Source organism: Candidatus Manganitrophus morganii, from assembly GCA_021651055.1.
GTDB classification, from domain to species: Bacteria; Nitrospirota; Nitrospiria; order SBBL01; family Manganitrophaceae; genus Manganitrophus; species Manganitrophus morganii.
Genome location: JAJHOH010000001.1, coordinates 2,457,463 through 2,478,841, shown reverse-complemented (window position 1 = coordinate 2,478,841; position 21,379 = coordinate 2,457,463). Strand labels below are relative to the sequence as shown.

General features: G+C 58.1%; 20 protein-coding genes. 13 read left to right on the top strand and 7 right to left on the bottom strand.

Annotated features, from left to right (window positions below; genetic code table 11):
- Window positions 1–54 precede the first annotated feature (54 nt).
- Together MCM46_11415 and MCM46_11410 are read left to right on the top strand one after the other, a co-directional pair.
- Window positions 55–612 (top strand): YqgE/AlgH family protein, encoded by a 558-nt coding sequence (locus MCM46_11415; GenBank protein MCG3112413.1) that lies wholly within the window; start codon window positions 55–57, stop codon window positions 610–612.
- A 215-nt stretch (window positions 613–827) separates the two neighbouring features.
- On the top strand, window positions 828–1,967 hold the full coding sequence (locus MCM46_11410) for a response regulator (GenBank protein MCG3112412.1): 1,140 nt from the start codon (window positions 828–830) through the stop codon (window positions 1,965–1,967).
- 3 nt (window positions 1,968–1,970) lie between these two features.
- On the opposite strand, the gene MCM46_11405 is transcribed toward MCM46_11410, so the two are convergent.
- The 4 genes from MCM46_11405 to MCM46_11390 form a co-directional block, all read right to left on the bottom strand.
- Complete coding sequence (locus MCM46_11405; protein MCG3112411.1) at window positions 1,971–3,131, bottom strand: hypothetical protein; 1,161 nt, start codon at window positions 3,129–3,131, stop codon at window positions 1,971–1,973.
- Window positions 3,132–3,255: 124 nt separating this feature from the next.
- Window positions 3,256–5,088, bottom strand: coding sequence for an ATP-dependent helicase (locus MCM46_11400; protein MCG3112410.1), 1,833 nt, complete (start codon window positions 5,086–5,088; stop codon window positions 3,256–3,258).
- 70 nt (window positions 5,089–5,158) lie between these two features.
- On the bottom strand, window positions 5,159–7,219 hold the full coding sequence (locus MCM46_11395) for a hypothetical protein (GenBank protein ID MCG3112409.1): 2,061 nt from the start codon (window positions 7,217–7,219) through the stop codon (window positions 5,159–5,161).
- Window positions 7,220–8,224, bottom strand: a complete 1,005-nt coding sequence (locus tag MCM46_11390) for a hypothetical protein (protein ID MCG3112408.1) — start codon at window positions 8,222–8,224, stop codon at window positions 7,220–7,222.
- 517 nt (window positions 8,225–8,741) lie between these two features.
- Between MCM46_11390 and MCM46_11385 the strand changes: the two genes are divergently transcribed.
- From MCM46_11385 to MCM46_11335, 11 genes are all read left to right on the top strand, one after another.
- Complete coding sequence (locus MCM46_11385; GenBank protein MCG3112407.1) at window positions 8,742–9,287, top strand: phosphatidylglycerophosphatase A; 546 nt, start codon at window positions 8,742–8,744, stop codon at window positions 9,285–9,287.
- Window positions 9,287–9,778 carry a CinA family protein gene (locus MCM46_11380; protein ID MCG3112406.1) on the top strand — a complete coding sequence of 164 codons (492 nt, stop codon included), beginning with the start codon at window positions 9,287–9,289 and terminating at the stop codon, window positions 9,776–9,778. Before MCM46_11385 ends, MCM46_11380 begins: the two co-directional genes overlap by 1 nt.
- A gap of 134 nt (window positions 9,779–9,912) precedes the next feature.
- Window positions 9,913–10,500: an RNA 2',3'-cyclic phosphodiesterase gene (thpR, locus tag MCM46_11375; protein MCG3112405.1), complete on the top strand. Its 588-nt coding sequence runs from the start codon at window positions 9,913–9,915 to the stop codon at window positions 10,498–10,500.
- A 34-nt stretch (window positions 10,501–10,534) separates the two neighbouring features.
- Window positions 10,535–11,620, top strand: a complete 1,086-nt coding sequence (recA, locus tag MCM46_11370; GenBank protein MCG3112404.1) for a recombinase RecA — start codon at window positions 10,535–10,537, stop codon at window positions 11,618–11,620.
- A gap of 212 nt (window positions 11,621–11,832) precedes the next feature.
- Entirely contained in the window at window positions 11,833–12,972 is a 1,140-nt protein-coding gene (locus MCM46_11365) for a type IV pilus twitching motility protein PilT (protein ID MCG3112403.1), read from the top strand.
- Complete coding sequence (locus MCM46_11360; protein MCG3112402.1) at window positions 12,941–13,516, top strand: regulatory protein RecX; 576 nt, start codon at window positions 12,941–12,943, stop codon at window positions 13,514–13,516. The genes MCM46_11365 and MCM46_11360 overlap by 32 nt, the downstream gene beginning before the upstream one ends.
- 11 nt (window positions 13,517–13,527) lie before the next feature.
- A complete protein-coding gene (gene alaS / locus MCM46_11355; protein MCG3112401.1) occupies window positions 13,528–16,173 on the top strand; it encodes an alanine--tRNA ligase in 2,646 nt (881 codons plus the stop codon).
- Window positions 16,174–16,297: 124 nt separating this feature from the next.
- Window positions 16,298–16,621, top strand: coding sequence for a hypothetical protein (locus MCM46_11350; protein MCG3112400.1), 324 nt, complete (start codon window positions 16,298–16,300; stop codon window positions 16,619–16,621).
- Window positions 16,622–16,790: 169 nt separating this feature from the next.
- Complete coding sequence (gene mltG, locus MCM46_11345) at window positions 16,791–17,786, top strand: endolytic transglycosylase MltG (GenBank protein MCG3112399.1); 996 nt, start codon at window positions 16,791–16,793, stop codon at window positions 17,784–17,786.
- A 5-nt stretch (window positions 17,787–17,791) separates the two neighbouring features.
- Window positions 17,792–18,982, top strand: a complete 1,191-nt coding sequence (locus MCM46_11340; protein MCG3112398.1) for a phosphopentomutase — start codon at window positions 17,792–17,794, stop codon at window positions 18,980–18,982.
- Window positions 18,983–19,008: 26 nt separating this feature from the next.
- Entirely contained in the window at window positions 19,009–19,467 is a 459-nt protein-coding gene (locus tag MCM46_11335; GenBank protein ID MCG3112397.1) for a RidA family protein, read from the top strand.
- 7 nt (window positions 19,468–19,474) lie between these two features.
- Here the strand turns inward: MCM46_11335 and MCM46_11330 are convergent, their stop codons facing one another.
- Genes MCM46_11330 through MCM46_11320 form a run of 3 tightly spaced genes read right to left on the bottom strand, consistent with a single transcriptional unit; the run spans window position 19,475 to window position 21,368 of the window.
- Complete coding sequence (locus tag MCM46_11330) at window positions 19,475–20,092, bottom strand: SurA N-terminal domain-containing protein (protein ID MCG3112396.1); 618 nt, start codon at window positions 20,090–20,092, stop codon at window positions 19,475–19,477.
- Window positions 20,093–20,623: an RDD family protein gene (locus MCM46_11325; GenBank protein ID MCG3112395.1), complete on the bottom strand. Its 531-nt coding sequence runs from the start codon at window positions 20,621–20,623 to the stop codon at window positions 20,093–20,095. It lies immediately after the preceding gene.
- On the bottom strand, window positions 20,610–21,368 hold the full coding sequence (locus tag MCM46_11320) for a 16S rRNA (uracil(1498)-N(3))-methyltransferase (GenBank protein MCG3112394.1): 759 nt from the start codon (window positions 21,366–21,368) through the stop codon (window positions 20,610–20,612). The genes MCM46_11325 and MCM46_11320 overlap by 14 nt, the downstream gene beginning before the upstream one ends.
- Between the last annotated feature and the right edge of the window lie 11 nt (window positions 21,369–21,379).

The following is a 21,379-nucleotide window of genomic DNA, read 5'->3' as shown; positions in this document are numbered from 1 at the left end:
ATATCGTCCGGTTAAGATAGGGGTATCGGAGTGGATCGCGGATCTGGAGATTTCATGGAACAGGCGATAGAAACGCTCAAGGGAAAATTGCTGATTGCAATGCCGATGCTCAACGATCCCAACTTCCGGCAGTCGGTGATCCTGATGTGCGAGCATGGACCGGAAGGGGCGTTGGGATTGATCATCAATCGCCCGACGGAAGTGGCGGTCTCGACGTTGATCGAAGATTTTCCCAAGCTGGCCGGCGGCGAGTGGGTTTACGCCGGCGGCCCCGTGGCGAAGAACGGAATGTTGATTCTCTGCCGGGGCGATGCAACGTTCGAAAATCACAGCGTCCTGGAGGACGTCTACCTGGCCAAGGATTTGGATGAGCTGAAAACGCCGGGAGCGCTCGGCCCCGACGGAGAGATCCGTTGTTGCTTGGGATATGCCGGTTGGGCGCCCGGCCAATTGGAAGGGGAGATGTCCTCGGGCGCCTGGCGGACGCTCCCGGCCGATGCGGCGCTGATCTTTGACGCCGACCCGACCCTCATTTGGCCGCAAATGATGCGCCGGTTCGGACCGGAATGGGCCTTTTATGCAACGATGCCGTTCGATCCAAACCTGAACTGATCCCACCTTACTTCTTTTCGCTACCCCATCATACCCTCTTGTAGAACCCTGTCGCCGGCTCCACATCCGCGGACAAAAGTGTGCAGATTTTCTTTAACTTTTGGAGGAAATCCAGACCGATCTCGCTTCTTTACAAAAGATCGAGACGGTCTGGGATTTGCTCTAAGAAGGGATAGGAACCGGAACGATTGAACACTTTTTCCAGGAGGAACGAGATGTCAAAACGTCCTCAGATTTTGATCATTGAAGATCAGCTCGGCCCCAGAAAATCGCTCGAAATGATCCTTTCCCCTTACTTCGACGTCCTCACCGTCGATTCGGGAGAAATGGGATTGGCCCAGCTGAAGGAAAAACCGGTCGATGTGGTGACGCTCGACCTCCGGCTTCCCAACCTGCAAGGAATCGATGTCCTTCGCCAAATTAAACAGATGCATGGAGACATCGAGGTCATCGTCATCACCGGTTACGGGGAGTTCAAAACAGTGCTCGATGCACTCCATTTAGGCGCCTCCTCCTATCTCCTGAAGCCCTTTAACATGGGGGACGTTTTGACCGCCGTGAATCGGGCCGCCGGAAAGAAGCGGCAGATGGATCAATTAAAAGAGTTCCTGATCCAGATCGGAGGATTGATCGGCGCCGAGAAAGAACTCTCCCAAGGGATCAAGCTGCTCGAACAGGACCACTCCCTTCTCGAGGGGGTCAAGAAGATGTTCGAAAAAACGGAGCAAGAAATCGAGGAGGAGCGGCGGGTCAACCATTTTGACTTCATCCGGGCCCTCATCGACACCGTTGAAAAAAGAGATCCGTACGCCTACGGCCATTCGAGCCGGGTCAACTATTATTCCTACCTGATCGCGCAACGCCTCGGACTGACCGATTCGGAGAAAGAAGAGCTGCAGATCGGCGCCTACATGCACGACATCGGCAAGCTCGGCATCGACCCGCAGGTGGTCCAGAAAAAGGGAGAGTATACCTCCGAGGAGATGGAGGCGATCAAAAGACATCCCGAAATCGGCGTGAATCTCGTCGCCCCGTTGAACCTTTCCCCGAACGTTCTCGCCTTGATCCGGCATCACCACGAGTATTACATCGGGAAAGGATACCCCGACGGCATCGGCGGAGAGGACATCCCCCTCCTGGCGCGGATCGTCGCCGTGGCCGACGCATTCGATGCGATGGTCTCCGATTACCCTTATGAATACAGGAAGGTTCTCTCTCTGGAAGAGGCGACGGCGGAGCTCAATCACTGCTCGGGAATTCAGTTCGATCCGAAAGTCGTGAAGGCGCTGATCGAAACGATCGAGGAGGAGCACGACCGGATCCTCCTCAAGTCGGCCCTCTTTGCCGATCTTTAAATTTCATCGCTCGGCAAACCGCGAACGGGCTTCCCAAGCGTGGTCCCCCACCCGGAGAATTCCCGGATGGATCGCGCGAATGCGATGGTTTGCGGAATCGGCGATGTAGATATTCCCCGCCGGGTCGATCCCGATTCCCGTCGGAAAGTCGAACCCGGCTGAAAGCCCCATCCCATCGATATCGCCCGGCTGACCGCTCCCCGCCAAAGTGCTCACCCGCCCCTGAGGGAGGAGGATCTTCCGGATGCGATGGTTCTTGCTGTCCGAGACGATCAGGTTTCCCTCGATATCGACGCTCACGCCGGTCGGCCAGTAAAACTGCGCCTCCTCTCGAAGCCCGTCTCGATCTCCCGGCTCCCCCGATCCGGCCACCGTCATGACGTTGCCGTCCGAGCCGATCCGCCGGATGGTGTGCGATCCTGCGTCGGCGACATAAACATTCCCGCCGTTGTCGGCCGCCACCGTCATCGGTTGATTGAATTTTGAAAAGTAGGCGAGGCTGTCGTGATATCCCGGCTCGCCGGTCCCGGCGACGATCATGACGATCCCCGTCGGGGTGACCCGTTTGATTCGATGCGCCCCCCGATCGGCCACATAGAGGCTTCCGTCCGGGGCCACCGCCACGCCGGTTGGATAGACAAACTCCGCCTCCTCGGCCGCTCCCTCTTTATTGCCCTGCCTTCCGCTCCCGGCAACTGTTGAAACGACCCCATCCGGCGTGATTTTTCGGATCCGGAAATTGTCGGCGTCGGCCACATAGAGGTTGTCGTCTCCATCCATCGCGAGCGTATCGGGACCGTGAAAGAGCGCCCCTCTTCCCTTCCCATCGGCGAAGCCGGGAACCCCCTGTCCCGCAAAAGTCGTCACCCAACCGAAGCGGTCGATCTTCCGGATGACATGGTTGTCATAATCGGCGACGAACCGGTCGCCCCGCCGGTTGATCGCAATCCCGGTCGGCCAGGCAAATCGCGCCAGCGACGCCGGTCCGTCTTGAAGGCCGCGCTGACCCGACCCCGCCACAATCGAAACGATTTTTTCGGGGCTTCCCTGAAATGTCTTCTGACCCGGCGTCGAGGCGGGAATCGCCCCTTCGGGGAAAGGGAAATAAGCGCATGCCGAGAAGAGAAAGAAAAGAGATACGATTAAAAAGAGGGGTCGCTTCATTGTCTCCTCACTCATAGATCATTCTATGAGATGGAGACAGGATCGCGCAAGGGAAACGTTCAAATAATTGGATCGTTCATGTGGTGGGCGGGCGAGGCACCGCCTCGCCCCTACCGTCCCCGTCCTAATCAGCGAGGTGAGAAGCGGACCCGGAACCCGATTGAGGAGAAGGGATCGTTCCGATCATTTCGGTGAGAAATTGGCTCGGCCGGTTTCGAACCGGCCGCCCGAAACGGGTCCGCTCCTTCGACCAGAGGAGGTAGAGGCGTTCCTTCGCGCGGGTGATCGCCACATACATCAACCGCCGCTCTTCCTCCAACTCTGCCTCCGACGAAAGCGCTGGCCGGAGCGGGAAGAGCCCCTGTTCGAGGCCGCAGAGAAAGACGGTCGGCCATTCCAATCCCTTGGCGGCGTGGATCGTCAGCAGCTTCACGGAGTCCTCTTCATCCCGCAACTCGTCTTGGACCGATCGGGTAAACTGCCACCGCAGAAAAGCGGAGAGCGAGTGATCTTCCTGATTCTCCGCCTGCCAACGGGCGATCTTCTCGAAGAGCTTCTGCAGATGGGCTTCCTTCAGCGGATAACCCTCTTTTCGGTAACGCTCGGAGAACTGAAATCGGCGATCGACCTCCTTCGCCAGATCCAAAACCGTCGGATACGCTCCCTTCGAGAGCTTCTCCTGAAGATCGAGAAGATGCTCTTTGAACCAGGAGGCGGGAAGCAGATCGAAGAGAGGCCGCTCGGCGCGGGCCGCTTCAAGGTTGAGCGAGGAGAGAACCTCCGGAGAATAATGCTCCTTCGGAAGGATCTTCTTTAAATGATAATCATCCCCCGGGTTGTAAAGGATGATCAGGAAGCTCAAGAGATGCCGGACCTCTTCTTTCTCCCAAAAGGAGGAGGTGACCACCTGATAGGGGATCTTTCGAAGCTGGAGCGCCCTGGCAAGTGGGACCGCCTGCGCATGGGTCCGATAGAGGATCGCCATCTCGGAAGGACGGCACTCCGCCTTTCCATAATCGCGTTTGATGATCGTCGCCACCGCCTCCGCTTCTTTCTCCGGGGTCTCGGCCTGCATCACGGAGACGGCGACCGATCCGGCCCAATCGGTCCGAAGCCGCTTTTCGAGCTGGTATCGATTGTGGGCGATCAGCCGGTTGGCCGCCTCGACGATCGGACCGGTCGATCGATAATTTTGCTCAAGCCGAATGACCTCCACCTCGGGGACCATCTTCGGGAAGGAGAGGATGTGGTCGATATTCGCGCCGCGAAACCGGTAGATGCTCTGATAATCATCCCCCGCCATGAAGAGATGCGCCGGCTGCAGCAGGTTGATCATCTCCCACTGATCCGAATCGGTATCCTGCACTTCATCGACCAAAAGATGGCTGAAGCGCGATCGGTAGGTCTCTCGGACGGCGGTGTGCTCACGAAGGAGGAGGTTGGCCGACTGCAACAGCCCGCGATAATCGAAAGCGTTTCCTTCCTTCAGCCGGCGCTGATATTCGCGAAAAAGGGGATCATTCTGGAAAAACCGGCCGGTCTGGAACTCCCGGACCGCTTCCGCCGGGTCGCGCTTGATCCCCAGCTCGTCGAGAATTTCGCGGAGCAGCTCCACCTGGTCGGATTGATCGTAGATGGAGAAGTTCTTTCGATAGCCGAGAATTTCCCCCCACCGCTCCAGCAAAGAGGCGGCAAACGCATGGAAGGTCAGAAGGCTCAGCTTGCGCTGCTCTCCGATTTCCGCCTCGATCCTGCGGCGCATCTCCCCCGCCGCATGGCGTGTGAAGGTAAGCGCCAGCATATTCCAAGGGGAGATTCCCTCTTTCAGGAGCCGGACCAACCGGAGACTTAAGACCGCCGTCTTCCCGCTTCCGGCGCCGGCATTCACGAGGATCACCTGTGCGCGGCTCTCCACCGCCCGCCGCTGTGCTTCATTGAGATTTTCAATTAATTTCATATTCGCTTTCCATGAAATGTGATTGTAGGGGCGACGCATGCGTCGCCCCTACGCAAACCCGGCCGATTGATTAAGCCGAAGCCATTGCCGGGTCGGCCATCTGGATCATCTTCACTCCAAGGCGGGCGGCATCTCCCGGCGGAATTCCTTCCACCCCCGCGACAATGAAATGATCGAGGTGCCCTTCATCGACGAAGGCACAGAGCGCCTCGATGAACCGCCGGCGGTGGTGAAGGTCGACGCTTTCGAGATTATCGACCAGCAACAACCGGCAGCGCGGCTCGCGGAAGAGGATCAACGCCGTCATCAGCGCGGCGGAGAAGAGCACCCGCTCGCCGGTCGAGAGGGCTTCAAACGGGATGAAATGCTCGCCCCGCTTCCACCCCATCTCGAAGATTTCGTTTCCCCGGACATCTTGAAAACGGAAGCTCAACTCTTTTTCAGGATCGATCGCGTGGAGCAGGTCATTGACGATCTTCGAAAAGGGCCGGATCATCTCCTTGATCATCTCCCCCTGAAGCCCCTTTGGGCCGAGGGCCACAATCAGCTGTTTCAGCGCCTCCACATTCGCGTCGGCCTTTTTCAGGTCGACCTGGTTCTGCTGGTAGGCGATCCAGAGGGAGCGCCGCTCCTCCTGTTCGGCGAGACGGCGCTTCAGTTCCTCCAGATGGCGCTCGAGCCCCTCTTTTTGGAGGATCAGATCGGCGGGATCGGCATAACCGCCGTCGGACGCCTCTTCCGCCTCCAGCCGGGCCAAGGCCGCCATCAGTTCCGCCTGCTTCTCCTCCCCTTGGCCAGCGCGCTGAAGCATCTCCTCCCAGACGGCGATCTGCTTTTGCGTTTCGCGTTCTTCCCGATCCAGCGACAGAGCGCGCGCCTGAAGGGGTCCGAGGCTCGCCTGCAATCCCCGATAGCGCTGCCATCGCATCGATTGCAACGACTCGCTCTCGCAGATCGCCGTTTCCTGCGCGGAGAGCCGATCCCGTCCCTGTGTAATCACCGGGGTGAAGTCGACCGGACATTGAATCCCTTCGACCACGGGACAGATACCCTGAACCGATTCGGCGCGATCGAGCCCTTTCTTCTCCATCTCCAATGCGATCTTCAGCCCATTCAGCCGCTTCTCCTCCTGCTCGATCTCGCCAAAGAGGGCGGCCGTCGCCTGCTCGACCTGGTCTCTTTCCGCTTGCAGCGGCACGCGATCAAACGACCGGCTCCGCAGTTCGGCGATCTGCGTTCGGATCTTCTCAACGGAGGCCGCGGCGGCCTCCCGCTCAATCAAACGGGACCGTAATCCTTCGATTTCTCGTCCCCGCGCTTCCGCCGATTTCCGACGCGCCTCATCCTTGGCAAGCTCTTCCCGGATGAGGATGATCCTTTCTTGAATCTCTTCGATCTCCCGTTGGGTCGTCCGTGCCGCTTCGGAAGGAACGAACGGCTCCTGATTTCGGGTGTGAAGCATCCGGCGCGCCGCCGAGATTCCTTCCTTCTTTCGAAGGGACCAGAGGGAGAATTCTTTCTTAAGATGGATCAGCATCCGATCGAAGTTCGACTGAAGATCGTGGCCCTCCGTCCAGAGGGCGAAGGCCTTGTCGATCCAGGCGTGCAGCGTGAGGGAGCTGACAGGCGCGCGGACCGCTTGGATCAGCCGGCTCTTCAGATGGGCTTTCTCCCATCCGAGCTCTTTCGTCGGCGAGAGCCCGAAGAGGAACGCCCGCTTCTTCGCATCGGAGAGGGAGAGAAACGCATTGAGATCGAAAGAAACTGCAAAATCACCCACTTCTTCGGCGATGCGCCGATGGGCGTCGGCCAGATTCTTCTCCCCTTGATGGGGCGAAACCCAAACCGAGGTCGAGACCGCCCCCCGGCTGAGCTTAAAGGTTCGGTGAAGGATGAATTTTGCTTCGGTCTCGATCTCCACCGACATCTCCCGGCCGGAGGCAAGTTGAACCACGGAAGCCGGAGTCCGGCCAAGGCGCGGCTCATAGCCGAGAATGCCGACCATGACCGCCTGGAGCAAGGCGCTCTTGCCGGCCCCGTTCGGTCCGACCAAGAGCATCTTGGGAGCGATCGCCCACTCGGACCGCTTCCCCTTAAAGTTATGAAGACGAAGACGTGCCAGCTTCGACATTTATCCCTCCTTGGCGGGATTCGCCGCGGGGGGATTCTCCGCCGGTTTGGACGGACCCGATATCCGCTCCTGATCTTCCGGCGGGATGGCGCCGTATTCATCCCCTTCCAGCGCCCCTTCCAGGCTGACCTCTTCGAACCGGGCTTCTTCGATCGCCCGTTCGACCTGGACCTCTCTCGGATCGGTCTGTCCCTTTTCGATCTTTTCGCCGAGCTCGGCGAATTTCTTGAAATCGAAATCGTGCTTGAAGCCATAGACCGTGATCTTGGCCACCCCGTTCTGGACCTCGACCGTTTTGGCGGCGATCGCCGGATGCTTCAACAGCGCGTTTCGGGTGCAAATCGACTGGGCGTGGCGGTCTCCGAATTTTTGCCGGCTGACATGCTGATTGAAAACCTCCTGGATCTCCCCATGCGAGAGATCGACCCAGAGGCCGACCGGATCTTCAATTTCGAAAAAGACGAGCGCACGTCCCGGACGATCGGGGGAGAGGGAAGCGGGCGGCTTCTCCTTCATCCCATAGGTCCCGCAGACCGGGTAGCGCCGGACCTTCACCTGAAGGTCCTGGAGAAAGTAGGTATAGACGTTGAAAAAAAGGGTATAGTCGACGCCGACCATATTCCCGATCGGGTTTGGACCGAAGATGATCTTCCGGACATAAACCGACTGGATCGCCCGCGTCTTCGGATGCCGTTCGATGTAGGGGTTGGACACTTCTTTTCCGTCGACGACGACGGAGGGGGGGGTCATGATGTTCAGGCCGGGAAGCTGGTTGAGTTTGTCGGCGCCGGCCGACGTGATCATCCAGTGCTCGCCGATCCGCTGGATCTCTTTGTTGCGCTCGGAAAGGGGGACCGGCATCTTGCAGGCGCGCATGACTCCGGAGGCGTCCCGGCGGATAAAAACTTCTCCGTCGCCGAGGAGGGCGACGTTCTGATTTCGGAGGGCTTGGTTTTCTTTCTGGAGGGTTTCAAACGAATCTTTCTTAGCGGTAGGAATACTCATTTTTTCTCCTTCTCTCCTGCGATGCCGTCGGTTCTAATTCGCAGGATGCAATTAAGATCAACTCGCGGCTCATCAAGGAGGTCCGCTCCCCATGGGGAGCTCCCGTGAGACCGCTCCTGTCACACATGTCGAATTGCACCTGAACGCGCAGTAAAACGTTCCTTGTGCAATCGTTTATGAGCAATAAACGGAGCCCAAGCGCTAAAAAACGCCGCTGGAAGGATCAAAAAATACGAAGAGGTTGGAAGATCTCAGAGGCAAACAGACGGAAAAGCAGGACAACGAGAAGGAGCTTACAAAATCAATTTCAAAAGCAAAAACCAGTCTTAAAACCTCACTCCGTTCTTACCTAAAACGCTTCTGTTTATAACATTTTACGACCTCATTGTCAACGGAGCCGAAGGGGGTTTCCCTCTTGAACCGGACCGATTCTCTTGACATGAAAATGCCTGAATGTTACTGTTTTTCAACATTTTCTAATATCACCCAAACCAGCGGTGAGGGTCTCGTTCGAGTGATGAAGACAAAACAAAAGGAGGCGCGCTCCGAACAAGACGCCCTCTCAAAAATGGACGGGAACGCCTCGGATCGAGATCCCTCTCCGAAATGGGCGCGCTGGATTGCAACCGGCTTCGGCGTCGGCTATTTCCCCATCATGCCGGGAACCCTCGGCAGCCTCCTCGGTTTCTCCTTCTTTCTCGCCCTTCGCCCCCTCCCGCCGGTTCTCTATTTATTCACCCTCATCGCATTCATCTTTTTGGGGGTCCATACGGCCGGTTTATCCGAATCGTTCTTTCAGAAAAAAGATGCATCCGAAATTGTGATCGACGAGATTGTGACGATGATGGGGGTCCTTTTTCTGATTCCTCCGTCGGTCGGATGGTGGTTCGCCGGTCTGATTGCCTTTCGCGTTTTTGATATCCTCAAACCCCCTCCCTGCCGGCGATTGGAGCGGCTTCCGGGAGGATGGGGGGTCATGGCCGACGACCTCCTGGCCGGCGCCTACACGATCGTCTTCCTTCAACTGCTCGCACTAATCCTCAACGATATACCGGGGGGTTAATGGAAATCCGAGAGGGAAAAACCCTGGAAGAGATCATCGGGAAACTTCTCCTGCAGCAGAAAAAATGGCTGGCGATCGCCGAGTCGTGCACCGGAGGAGGGATCGCCGCCCGGATGACCCGTATCCCGGGCAGCTCCCGCTATTTCGATTCGGCCTGTGTGACCTACAGCAACCGATCCAAAGAGAAGCTGCTGGGGGTCCCAAACGCCCTTCTGGCAGAGAAGGGGGCGGTCAGCGCGGAGGTCGCCGCCGCGATGGCCGAAGGAATCCGGAAAAAGGCGGGGGTCGATCTCGGCCTCTCGGTCACCGGGATCGCCGGGCCGGACGGGGGAAGTCCTCAGAAGCCGGTCGGGTTGGTCTACATCGCCCTCTCGGATGGCCGCGAAACCATTCCCGAGCAGTTCCAATTTCACGGCGATCGAGAAACGATCCAAGCCGAGGCGGTGCAGACGGCGCTGGAGAAAGTGAGAAGATATCTCACCCGCGGTTAAATCCCAAAGGCCGACCTGATCCCCTTTTTCTGCTTCGTATTCCGCACTTCGCATTCCGCATTTGTAATCCCCGCCTCTCTTTCAAAAAAAGTAAAAAAATGGTATAAGAGGGGATCGAAAATCAGAACCCCGATATGAGAATTCGTCTTTTTATTGCCTTGCCGATCTCGGAAGAAATACGAAAGCGCTGCGAGGCGCTGGAAGAGATCGGCCGGCAAAAGGCTTCTTCCATTCGCTGGGTCGATCCGGAACAGATTCATCTGACCCTCTTCTTTTTGGGTTGGACCGACCCGGCCCTGCAGCCGAGAATTGAAGCGCAGATTCGGGAGTCGGCCCGTGAGGCGACGCCCTTCTCCACCCAGATCACCGGATTAGGGGTCTTTCCGAAACCCTCCTCTCCCAAGGTCTTCTGGGCCGGCGTCTCGAATGAGCCGCCGCTCCTTGCCCTGCAGCAGAATCTCTCGGCGCGGATGGCGGCGTTGGGATTTTCCATCGAGACCCGCCCCTATCGGCCGCATCTCACGTTGGGTCGAATCAAAGGGCCGGTCCCCGAAACCTTTACACGCTGGGTCGCGGAGGGAAACGGGCTCCAAATCGGACGTTGTGAAATGGAGAGCGTCACCCTGATGGAAAGCCGGATGAGACCGGAAGGATCGGTTTATAGCCCGCTGTTTACCACGGCGCTGGGGGGAGCCCCTCGAGAACGGGTCATGGGGTTTTGATAAGAGACATCACTTACTTTATCAAGGAGAAAACATGGCAGAGCGAGAATTAAAGGAGAGAGAGAGCCAGCGAGGAAAAGCGCTTGAGCTGGCAATGTCGCAGATCGAGAAGCAGTTCGGTAAAGGGGCGATCATGAAATTGGGGGCCGATGAGATTTCGGCCAATATTCCCGTGATCTCAAGCGGATCGCTGGGACTCGATATCGCCTTGGGAGTCGGCGGACTTCCCCGCGGACGGGTCATCGAGATCTTCGGACCGGAGTCGTCCGGAAAGACGACCCTCTCTCTTCATGCCATTGCCGAAGCGCAAAAGGCGGGAGGGGCCGCCGCGTTTATCGATGCGGAACATGCCCTCGACATTCACTACGCCGGACGCCTGGGGGTGAAGGTCGATGACCTCCTTGTCTCTCAGCCCGACACGGGAGAGCAGGCATTGGAGATCGCGGAGACCCTCGTTCGGAGCGGCGCCCTCGACATCATCGTGATCGACTCCGTGGCCGCCCTGGTTCCCCGCGCTGAAATCGAGGGGGAGATGGGAGACTCCCATATGGGTTTGCAGGCCCGATTGATGTCGCAGGCGCTTCGGAAGCTGACTGCGGCGATCTCGAAGTCGCAGACCACCGTGATCTTCATTAACCAGATCCGGATGAAGATCGGCGTGATGTTCGGAAACCCGGAGACGACCACCGGCGGAAATGCGCTGAAGTTCTACTCCTCGGTCCGGCTCGACATCCGACGCATCGAGGCGATCAAAGAAGGCCAAGAGGTGACCGGAAACCGCGTTCGCGTGAAGGTCGTCAAAAACAAGATCGCTCCCCCCTTCCGGCAGGCCGAATTCGACGTTCTCTTCAACGTCGGCGTCTCCAAACTGGGGGAGATCCTCGATCTGGGGGTTGAAAAGAAGATCGTCGAAAAGAGCGGGGCCTGGTATTCCTACAAGGGAGACCGGATGGGACAGGGCCGGGACCAATCGATCAATTATCTGAAGGAGAATCCGGCCGCCGCAGCGACGATCGAGTTGGCGATCCGGGAAGTCAGCGGCCTTCCGACGAACGGAAAGAAAGAGCCGGTCGCCCCGGCGCCGGCCTTGGCCGCAGAGCGGACCAAAGTGAAAGCTTAAAAAGCTTAAGAAAAGATGTTCCCGGGAAGGAGGCTTCCCGGGAGCGGCTCATTCCATTTCATACATACCCGCGGGTGATTTCCAAGAGGGCCCTCCGGCCCCCAGAATCGCTTCCCTATGGTAAACTTTCAGGCGGAAGGTCTCCGGCTGATTACACCAGAGATATCAGGGAGATCGATTCTCGATGTGAACTCATTCTGGAGGGGAAACGTATGAAAATCGATGAGCTGTTGAAGGCCGCGATGGAGAAAGGCTCGTCCGACCTTCATTTGAAGGTCGGCGTCGCCCCAATGGCCCGGGTCCATGGATCGCTCGCTCCATTGGAGAAATTTCCAAAAATCACACAGGAAGAGGCGATCAGCCTCGCCTTTTCCGTGATGAACCCGCAGCAGAAGGAGAAGTTCAAAGAGCGGTGCGAGATCGACTTCGGCTACGGCGCGGCCGGCTTGGGGCGGTTCCGCGTCAACGTCTTTCAGCAGCGGGGGACGATCGGGATGGTCTTCCGTGTCATTCCGACCAAGATCCTCTCGGTCAACGATCTGCTCCTCCCCCCGATCATTGAGAAGCTGGCGTCGGAACATCGCGGTTTAATCTTGGTGACCGGAACCACCGGGAGCGGAAAATCGACTACGTTGGCCGCCATGGTTGATTACATCAACCAGAACCAGATGGTCAACATCATGACGATCGAAGACCCGATCGAGTTTTTGCACCGGGACAAGAAGGGGATCGTCAGCCAGCGGGAGATCGGCCACGATACCGAGTCATTTAGCGTCGCCTTGCGCTCCGCGCTGCGTCAGGACCCCGATGTGATTCTGGTGGGGGAGATGCGCGACTTCGAGACGATCTCGACGGCGCTCACGGCGGCCGAGACCGGGCATCTGGTGATGAGCACCCTGCATACGCTCGATGCGGTCGAGACGATCAATCGGATCATTTCGGTCTTCCCGCCGTACCAGCAGAAGCAGGTCCGGTTGCAGCTTGCCTCGGTCCTTCGGGGGATCATTTCACAGCGCCTGGTCCCCAAAGCGGACGGACGCGGGCGGGTCCCTGCGGTGGAGGTCTTGGTCGCCACCCAGACGATTCGGGAGGCGATCATCGATCCCGAAAAAACGCGGCGGGTTCACGACGTCCTCGCCGTCGGCGGAACGCAGTATGGGATGCAAACCTTCGATCAGTCGTTGTATCATCTTTATAAACAGCAATTGATCAGCTACGAAGAGGCACTGAAGTGGACGAGCAATCCGGAAGACTTCGCGCTGAAGGTCAAGGGGATTCAGTCGACGAGTGAGAGCTGGGAGGAATCGAACGATCAAGCGGATGGCGGAAAGCTACAGGTCGACCGCTTCTAGGCCCGCCCGACGCGCCGAAGCGCCGGCGGCCCCAAGCGGCGAAAGAGAAGCGCATCAAACGGCCGGCGCGTCGCGCCCGGCCGATCGTGCAAAACAGTCCGCCTACCGGCTCCTTTCCTATCGGGATCGGAGCGTCAAAGAGATCGAAACCAAACTCGCCGAGAAGGGTTACTCGGAAGAGATCATCGCGGAGGTGATCGCCTCGCTGAAAGAGGCGAATTATCTCGATGACGATCGCTTCGCCCGGCAGTGGGTCCGCTTCCGCACGGAACACCGCCACTTCGGTCCGATCCGCTTGAAAAGAGAGCTTCTAGAAAAGGGAATCTCCTCGGAAGAAGCCGATCGCGCCATCGAAGGCCGCTCGGAGGAGTGGGACTTAGTCGAGCAGGCGGAAGCGGCCCTCCGGCGGCGATTCAAAGACGCCTCTTTACTCCACGATTTGAAAACCCGGCAGAAAGCCTATGCTTTTTTGCAGCGGAAAGGTTTTAATACGGAGACGATTTTTAAAGTATTTAAGATGATGGCAAACCCGGCATCGGAATAGAATAGGGAAAGATGATGACCTCCTCAGAGATCCGTTCAAAATTCATTCGTTACTTTGTCGAGCACGGCCACACCGAGGTGCCGAGCTCCCCGCTGATTCCGGAGAAGGACCCGACCCTCCTCTTCACCAATGCCGGGATGGTTCAGTTCAAGGCGGTCTTTTTAGGGGAGGAAAAGCGTCCCTACAAACGGGCCGCCTCGTCTCAGAAGTCAATGCGCGCCGGCGGAAAACATAACGACCTCGACAACGTCGGCCAGACCGCCCGGCATCACACCTTCTTCGAGATGCTCGGCAATTTCTCCTTCGGCGACTATTTTAAAAAAGATGCGATCGACTTCGCCTGGGAGCTTCTGACGAAGGAATTCCAGCTTCCCCCCGCGCGGCTTTACGCCACTGTCTTTCGGGATGACGATGAAGCGGCCGAGCTTTGGAAGAAGTATCTCCCGGCCGACCGGATCCTCCGGCTCGGCGAGAAAGACAACTTCTGGCAGATGGGAGACACCGGGCCGTGCGGCCCTTGCTCCGAGATCTTGATCGATCAGGGAGCGCAGGTCCATCCCGACTGCCCCGGAATCGGAAAGTGCGACTGCGATCGCTATCTGGAGATCTGGAATTTGGTCTTCATGCAATACAACCGCGATGCCCAGGGAAAGCTGACCCCGCTGCCGAAACCGAGCATCGACACCGGGATGGGATTGGAGCGGATCACAGCGGTCTGCCAGGGAGTCTTGAGCAACTACGATACCGATCTCTTCCAGCCGATTTTCAAGGCGATCGCCGAACGGGCCGGCCAGTCCGAGCAGGCGGTCCGGGGAGCGATGGCGGGACGGGTCATCGCCGATCACCTCCGCGCGATTACTTTTTTGATCAACGACGGCGTAATCCCTTCGAACGAAGGACGCGGCTATGTTCTCCGGCGGATCCTCCGGCGCGCGGCCCGGTTTGGAAAACAGCTCGGATTCCATGATCCTTTTCTCCACGAGCTGACCGGTGTGGTGATCGACACGATGCGCGGCCCCTATCCCGATCTGGAACAGCATCGAAAACAGATCGCGCAGGCGGTTCTCCTGGAAGAAGAGCGGTTCATTCATACGCTGAACCAGGGGGTGCAGATCCTGGAAGGAATCATTGCCAAGGTGAAAGGCCAAGGGATTCAGGTGATCCCGGGAGAAGATCTCTTTACCCTCTACGACACCTACGGCTTTCCGCTCGATCTGGCCGCGGAGATGGCGCAAGAGGCGGGGCTCGGCGTCGACGAGACCGGCTTCAATGCTGCGATGGAAGTCCAACGGGAGCGAGCAAGGAAATCGTGGGTCGGCGCCGGCGAGGAAGAGCGGGGGGCGCCGATCTATCGAGCCTTGGTAGAAGAGATCGGAAAAAGCCAATTCACCGGGTATGAACATCTTGAAGAAGAGGTCACCCTCCTGGCGATTCTGAAAGGAACCGAACGGGTCTCTTCTGCAAAAGGGGGAGAAACCGTCGATCTCGTTTTCAATCCCTCCCCCTTCTACGCGGAAGGAGGAGGACAGGTCGGAGATCGAGGAACCCTCTCGTCACCCACAGCGCTGGTCGAAATCAACAACACCGTTAAACCGGTCCCCGATCTTCATCTTCATCGGACGAAGGTCGTCCAAGGAACGATCACGGTCGGCGAGCGGGTTCATGTGACTGTCGATGCCGAGGCGAGAAAAAATGCGGCGCGGAACCACACCGGAACCCACATCCTTCATGCGGTCCTGCGGGAGGTCCTCGGCGATCATGTCAAACAAGCCGGATCGCTCGTCGCCCCCGACCGCCTTCGGTTCGACTTCTATCACTTCTCCGCGCTGACCGAGAAAGAGATCGACCGGATCGAGGCGCGGGTGAACGAGCGGATTCGAGAAGATGCCCATGTCGAGACCGAGGTGATGGAGACGAAAGACGCGATCGCCACCGGGGCGATGGCCCTCTTCGGCGAAAAATACGGCGAAAAGGTCCGCGTGGTGCGGGTCGCCGACTTCAGCCGGGAGCTCTGCGGCGGCACCCACTGCCACGGCGCGGGGGAGATCGGCTTCTTCAAGATCGTCAAGGAGAGCAGCGTCGCTGCCGGCATCCGCCGGATCGAAGCGCTCACCGGTCCGGCCGCCTATCAGCATGTGAAAAATCAGGAGCGGGTCTTGCGCGAGGTTTCGAGTCTCCTCAAGACGCGGCCGGAAGAGGTCGCCCAGAAAGCGGAGCGGCTGAATACCCAGCTTCAGGAAAAGGATCGGGAGATCGAACGGCTCAAATCGCGCGCGGCGGCGCCCGCGTCCGATCCTCTTGCGAATGCCCGCAAGATCGGACCGGTCTCTCTGATCGCCGAGAAAATCTCCCCGGCGGAAATTAAAGATATCCGGGCGCAGGCCGATCGATTCCGCGACCGGCTCAAATCGGGGGTGATTATTGTCGGTGCGCCAGACCCGAAGGGGGAAAAGGTATCGATCGTCGTGATGGTCACCCCCGACTGGGCCTCGCGTCTTTCGGCCTCGGAAATCGTCAAAGGGATCGCCGGCCTCATCGAGGGAACCGGCGGCGGGAAACCGGAGATGGCCCAGGCCGGCGGCAAGCGGATCGAAAAACTCGACGCCGCCCTGGAGCAGGCCGTCCAGGTGATTGAGAAGCTGATCGGAGGAAATTAACACGCCGCAACGGGTCTTTTGACTTGTAGGGGTGCCATTCATGGCGCCCTCTGGCTGGGCGTGATAAATCACGCCCCTACAGCATCGTCTCCTAATTTCATTTTATTTTATTAAGGAGGTGCCTATGTTTACCGCACTCAGGAAAGCCGCTTTAATCGGACTTGCATTGACCGAGCGGGCCAAAGAGGTGGCCGACGAGCTCGCGAAGAAGGGGGAGGAGAGCCAAACCGAAGAGGCGCGGCGCGTCCGGGCCTTTTTCGAATCGGCCGAAAAAGGGGAGCAGGAGCTCAACCAGAAGATGTCCGACCTCGGCAAAAGAATCGCCGGGAATGTCCGGTTTCCTTCCCGGGCCGATATCGACCGGCTGGAGAAAGAGCTCGCCGATCTGGCCGCCCAATTCCGACGATGGGAGTCCTCCCGTCGCGAAAAAGGGGAGCCGGCCGCCTGACCGGGCTCCCTTTTCGTATCGGCCTTCATTCGTTATAATAGAAGTCATGAACCGATCCACAGCAGAAAACGACTCACCTGTCTGTCGGCGGAAAAGGTTGTCCGAGCAACTTCTTGAAAGATTTGGTGTCTGTATCCAGAGGGAAGCAACCTCCTTCGAGTGAGCGCGCATGGTCAAGGTTTGGATCACCCTTTTTTCTTTTACCCTCGTCATTGCCGTCGGGGCCGTTCGCGGCCTCCAATTTCTGAATCATCCCCCCTCCCTTGCAGAAACCCACAAAGTCATCGAAATCACCGAAGGGGCCACTTATAACAGCGTCTCCGAGCTTTTGGAGCGCGAGGGGCTGATCACCAGTCGAATTTATTTTCGTCTCCTCGGCGCTTGGACGGGAAATGAAAAAAACATCAAGCCGGGTGAATACGGCCTCCACACGGCGATGCGGCCGATGGAGCTGCTCGATCTCCTCGTGCGAGGCAAGATCCTTCACTATCAGGTGGTGATTCCGGAAGGATCGACCGCCCGGCAGATCGCGAAGCTGCTCGAAGCGGCCAAGCTCACCGAGGCCGAGGTCTTTATGAAAGTCGTGGTCGATCCGACCTTAATGAGTGAGTTCGGGATCGAAGGGGAAAGCTTGGAAGGATATCTCTTTCCCGATACCTACCAGTTTCCAAAGCGAACCCCGCCCCATGAGATCGTCCGGCGAATGGTCACCCAATTTCAGGCGGCCTATGATGAATCACTCCGTAGAAGGGCCGATCAACTCCGCATGACGCAGCGGGAGGTCGTCACCCTCGCTTCGATCATCGAGAAGGAGACGGGGCATCCTTCCGAGCGGGGCCTGATCTCCGCCGTTTTTCACAACCGCCTGAAGAAAAAGATGCGTCTTCAGAGCGATCCGACCGTCATCTTCGCTCTCACTGAATTCGACGGGAATATTCGCAAAAGAGATCTCGGCATCCCCTCTCCTTACAATACCTATCGTTTCATCGGCCTGCCGCCCGGCCCGATCGCGAATCCGGGGAAGGAATCGCTCTATGCCGCCCTTTTTCCGGCTTCTGTCGATTACCTCTATTTCGTTTCCAAAAATGACGGAACCCATGTCTTTTCGAAAACCCTCCGCGAGCACAACAACGCAGTGAACAAGTACCAACGCAAGAGGGCCTGAAAGCGATGACGCACGCCCCTCGGAAAAGGGTCATTCTCATTGTCCTCGACGGCGTCGGCGCCGGGGCCCTCCCCGATGCGGACCGGTACGGCGACGCCGGGAGCGATACCCTCGGCCACATATCTCGAGCGGTAGCGCTTCGTCTTCCGACGCTGGAGAAGTGGGGTGTGGGACGAATCGACGATCTCGAAGGGATTGCGCCGGTTCCTCATCCGATCGCCTATTTCGGGAAGATGGCGGAGCGATCGGCGGGGAAAGATACGGTGATCGGCCACTGGGAGATGACGGGGGTGATCACCCCCACCCCTTTCCCCACCTATCCGAACGGCTTTCCGCCGGAAGTGATCGGCCCTTTTGAAGCGGCGATCGGACGGAAGGTCCTCGGAAACAAGGTCGCCTCCGGAACGGAGATCATCAAGGAGCTCGGCGCGGAGCAGATGGCGACCGGGGCGCCGATCGTCTACACCTCCGCCGACTCGGTCTTTCAGATTGCCGCGCACGAGGCGACCCTCCCGCCCGAAAAACTTTGGGAGATCTCCCGGATCGCCCGCGATCTCCTGAAGCCGCCGCACCAGGTTGCGCGGGTCATCGCAAGGCCGTTCATCGGCGAGCCGGGGAAATTCGTCCGGACCGACCGCCGCCGCGATTTCTCCGTCGCCCCGCCGGGCGAGACCCTGCTCGACCGTCTTCAAGCGGCGCGGATTCCGGTCATCGGCATCGGAAAAATCGAAGATATCTTCTCGGGAAGGGGGATTTCGGAATCGGTCCACACCCACGACAACAACGACGGCATCGATCAAACCGTTCGGTTCATCGACCGGACCGACACCGGATTGATCTTCACGAACCTGGTCGACTTCGATATGCTTTACGGCCATCGAAACGATGCCGTCGGATTCGCGAAGGCGCTGGAGGAGTTCGATCGTCGCCTTCCTGAGATCGTCTCGAAGATGAAGGAGGGGGATTGGCTGATTCTCACCGCCGACCATGGGAACGATCCCCTTTTTCCCGGCACCGACCACACGCGGGAGTATGTGCCGCTGATCGTTTTTCAGAAAGGGGTTGAGTCTGGGCGCGATCTCGGGATTCGAGCGACCTTCGCCGACCTGGGACAGACCCTGGCGGAGATCTTTGAGGTCGGGTCGCTGCCGGTTGGAAAGAGCTTCCTTCCGCTGATCGCCGCACCCGCTGCATAAACCGACTTCTCATCCGGAGTTTTCCGATGGATTATGAAAAGAAGCTACAAGCGCTCGGCTTTACCTTACCCTCCCCGCCCAAGCCGGTCGCAACCTATGTCCCGGCGGTTCGAAGCGGAAATCTCTTATTTCTATCCGGGATGATTCCGATGGTGGAGGGGAAGATGGCGATGGTGGGGAGGCTCGGGAAAGAGCTGACGGTGGAACAGGGACAGCAGGCGGCGCGGATCACGCTGCTGAATGCGCTGGCAGTCATCAAGGCCGAGCTTGGCTCGCTCGATCAGGTCCAGCGGATCGTCCGGATCGGCGTCCACGTCGCCTCCGCCGAAGGATTCACCCAGCAACCGGCCGTCGCAAACGGCGCATCGGATCTCCTGGTTCAAATTTTTGGCGATGCTGGCCGGCACGCCCGCCTGGCGCTGGGGGCCGCCGAATTGCCGCTCGGCGCGCCGGTGGAGTTGGAGATGATCGTAGAGATAAGGTGATTGCCGCTTACTCCAAGTTTACTTGAATCTCCGCATGCGATCTCAGCCGAGCCAGGTACTCCATTTCCTTTGTCATCCGCTTTTCCTCGCTTAAGGTTTTTCGGATCATCGGCTCAACCTCCTCCTGCGTCTTCCCGCCGAAATCGGCCGCATGCTCTTGATAATACCGCGTCACCTCTTTCGGAGAAATGAAAACAAACGCGTGAATCCGTTCCTGGAGAAGTTTCTCCACCCAAAGCCACTCTTTGATCTCCTCTTTTAATTCATCTAAAGAAAGCCCGGTCTGTCCGAGAACCTCTTGGAAGGCGCTCTCCGTTTTGAATCGCTCACGGAGGGCCTTCAATCGTTGTTGAACTTCCGGTTCAGTTGGAACTTGAAGAACAAATCGATGCGCCTCGGATCGGAGGAGCCGGTTCTCGATGACCTGTTCCAATATTTTTTTTAAATCTTCCTCAGACTCGTTCTTTCCTAAGTCCTCAAAGAAGGCCTGATGGCGATGAAGGTCGGAGAGAAAAATAATCTTGCCGTTGAGGGTCGCCGCGATCCGCTCCGCCGGCTCTGAGGCAAACCCGATGGAAGAAAACACCGGAAGGGATAAAAGTAAAATGAGGATCAAACGGCGCATCTAGGCGAGGACCACCTCGGTTCGGGTCAGTAGATCGTGGAGCGCTCTTTTTTTTCTATTAAAAATGGTCATCAAAAACCCGAAGCCGAAAAAGAAGCTGGAGAGAAAGTAACCGAACGACCGTACGAGCGCACGGAAGGGGGAGAGGGGAGCACCTCCGGAGGCGACGACTTTGATCCGGACCAGCATCTTCGCCGGCGTCTGGCCGCCATCCGCGTGAAAGAAGGTGAAATAGCCGAGAAAGAGGCAAAACCAAGCGGCGATAAAAGGCGCCACCCAGGGGGTCAATGATCCCCCTTCGGTAAGAAAAAGGCCTTCTCCTCCGGTTGAATAGCGGATGCCGAGAAAACCGGCGGCCAACAGCGCGAGATAGAGAATTTCGATAATCAAGAAGTCGATGAGAAAAGCGACGACACGGCGAAGAAAACCGGCCGGTTGAACCGCTGCGGTCTCTGTCTTTTCTTCCGGAAACAACGACGCGGGAAAGAACTCGGGAAGCTCCCCTCCCATCGGCCGGTCAACGCGCTCCATTTATCTTCCCTTCGATTTCATATTGAACGATCGATAAAGCGGAAAGCGCGGCCGTCTCGGCCCGCAGAATCCGCGCTCCGAGAGAGAGCGCCTGATATCCCATCGCGCAGGCGGCATCGACCTCCGCTTTCTCCAATCCGCCTTCCGGCCCGATCAGAACAACCCCTTCGCGCGGAGAAGACGCGATCGCCTCCGCGATCCGTCCTCGCGGCGATTGAGGGGGTGCCCCTTCCCAGAAAATCAGCTTCAAGCCATAGCCGGCCGTTTTCGTCAGAAACGCCAGCAGCTCGGTCGGCGGGTCGAGCATCGGAATGCTCCAGCGCCCCGACTGTTGAGCCGCCTCCGTGATGATCTTCATCCAGCGCTCCTGCTGATGAGACAGACGGTCCGCTTTGGGCCGGACGACCGCCCGCTCCGTGATCAGCGGGGTCATCCGGGCCACCCCCAGCTCGGTTGCCTTTTGCAAAACCCATTCAATCTTCTCCCCTTTCAACAAGCCGATCCCCAAATGGAGGGCCGGAAGGGGAAAAGGGGGAGGGTTCTCCTCGTGCAGCACCTCCAGGGTCAGCCGCGCCGGATGCGATTCGATCAGCCGGGCGGTGTACCGCTTCGGTTGCTCATCGACCAGAAGAAGGGTCTCCCCTTCTTGCGAACGGAGAACATCGCGAAGATGGTGGGCCAGACGATCCTGGACGGTGATTTTTCCATGATCGACCTGCTTTGAGTGGATAAAATAGACAGGCATGGAAGTGAGGC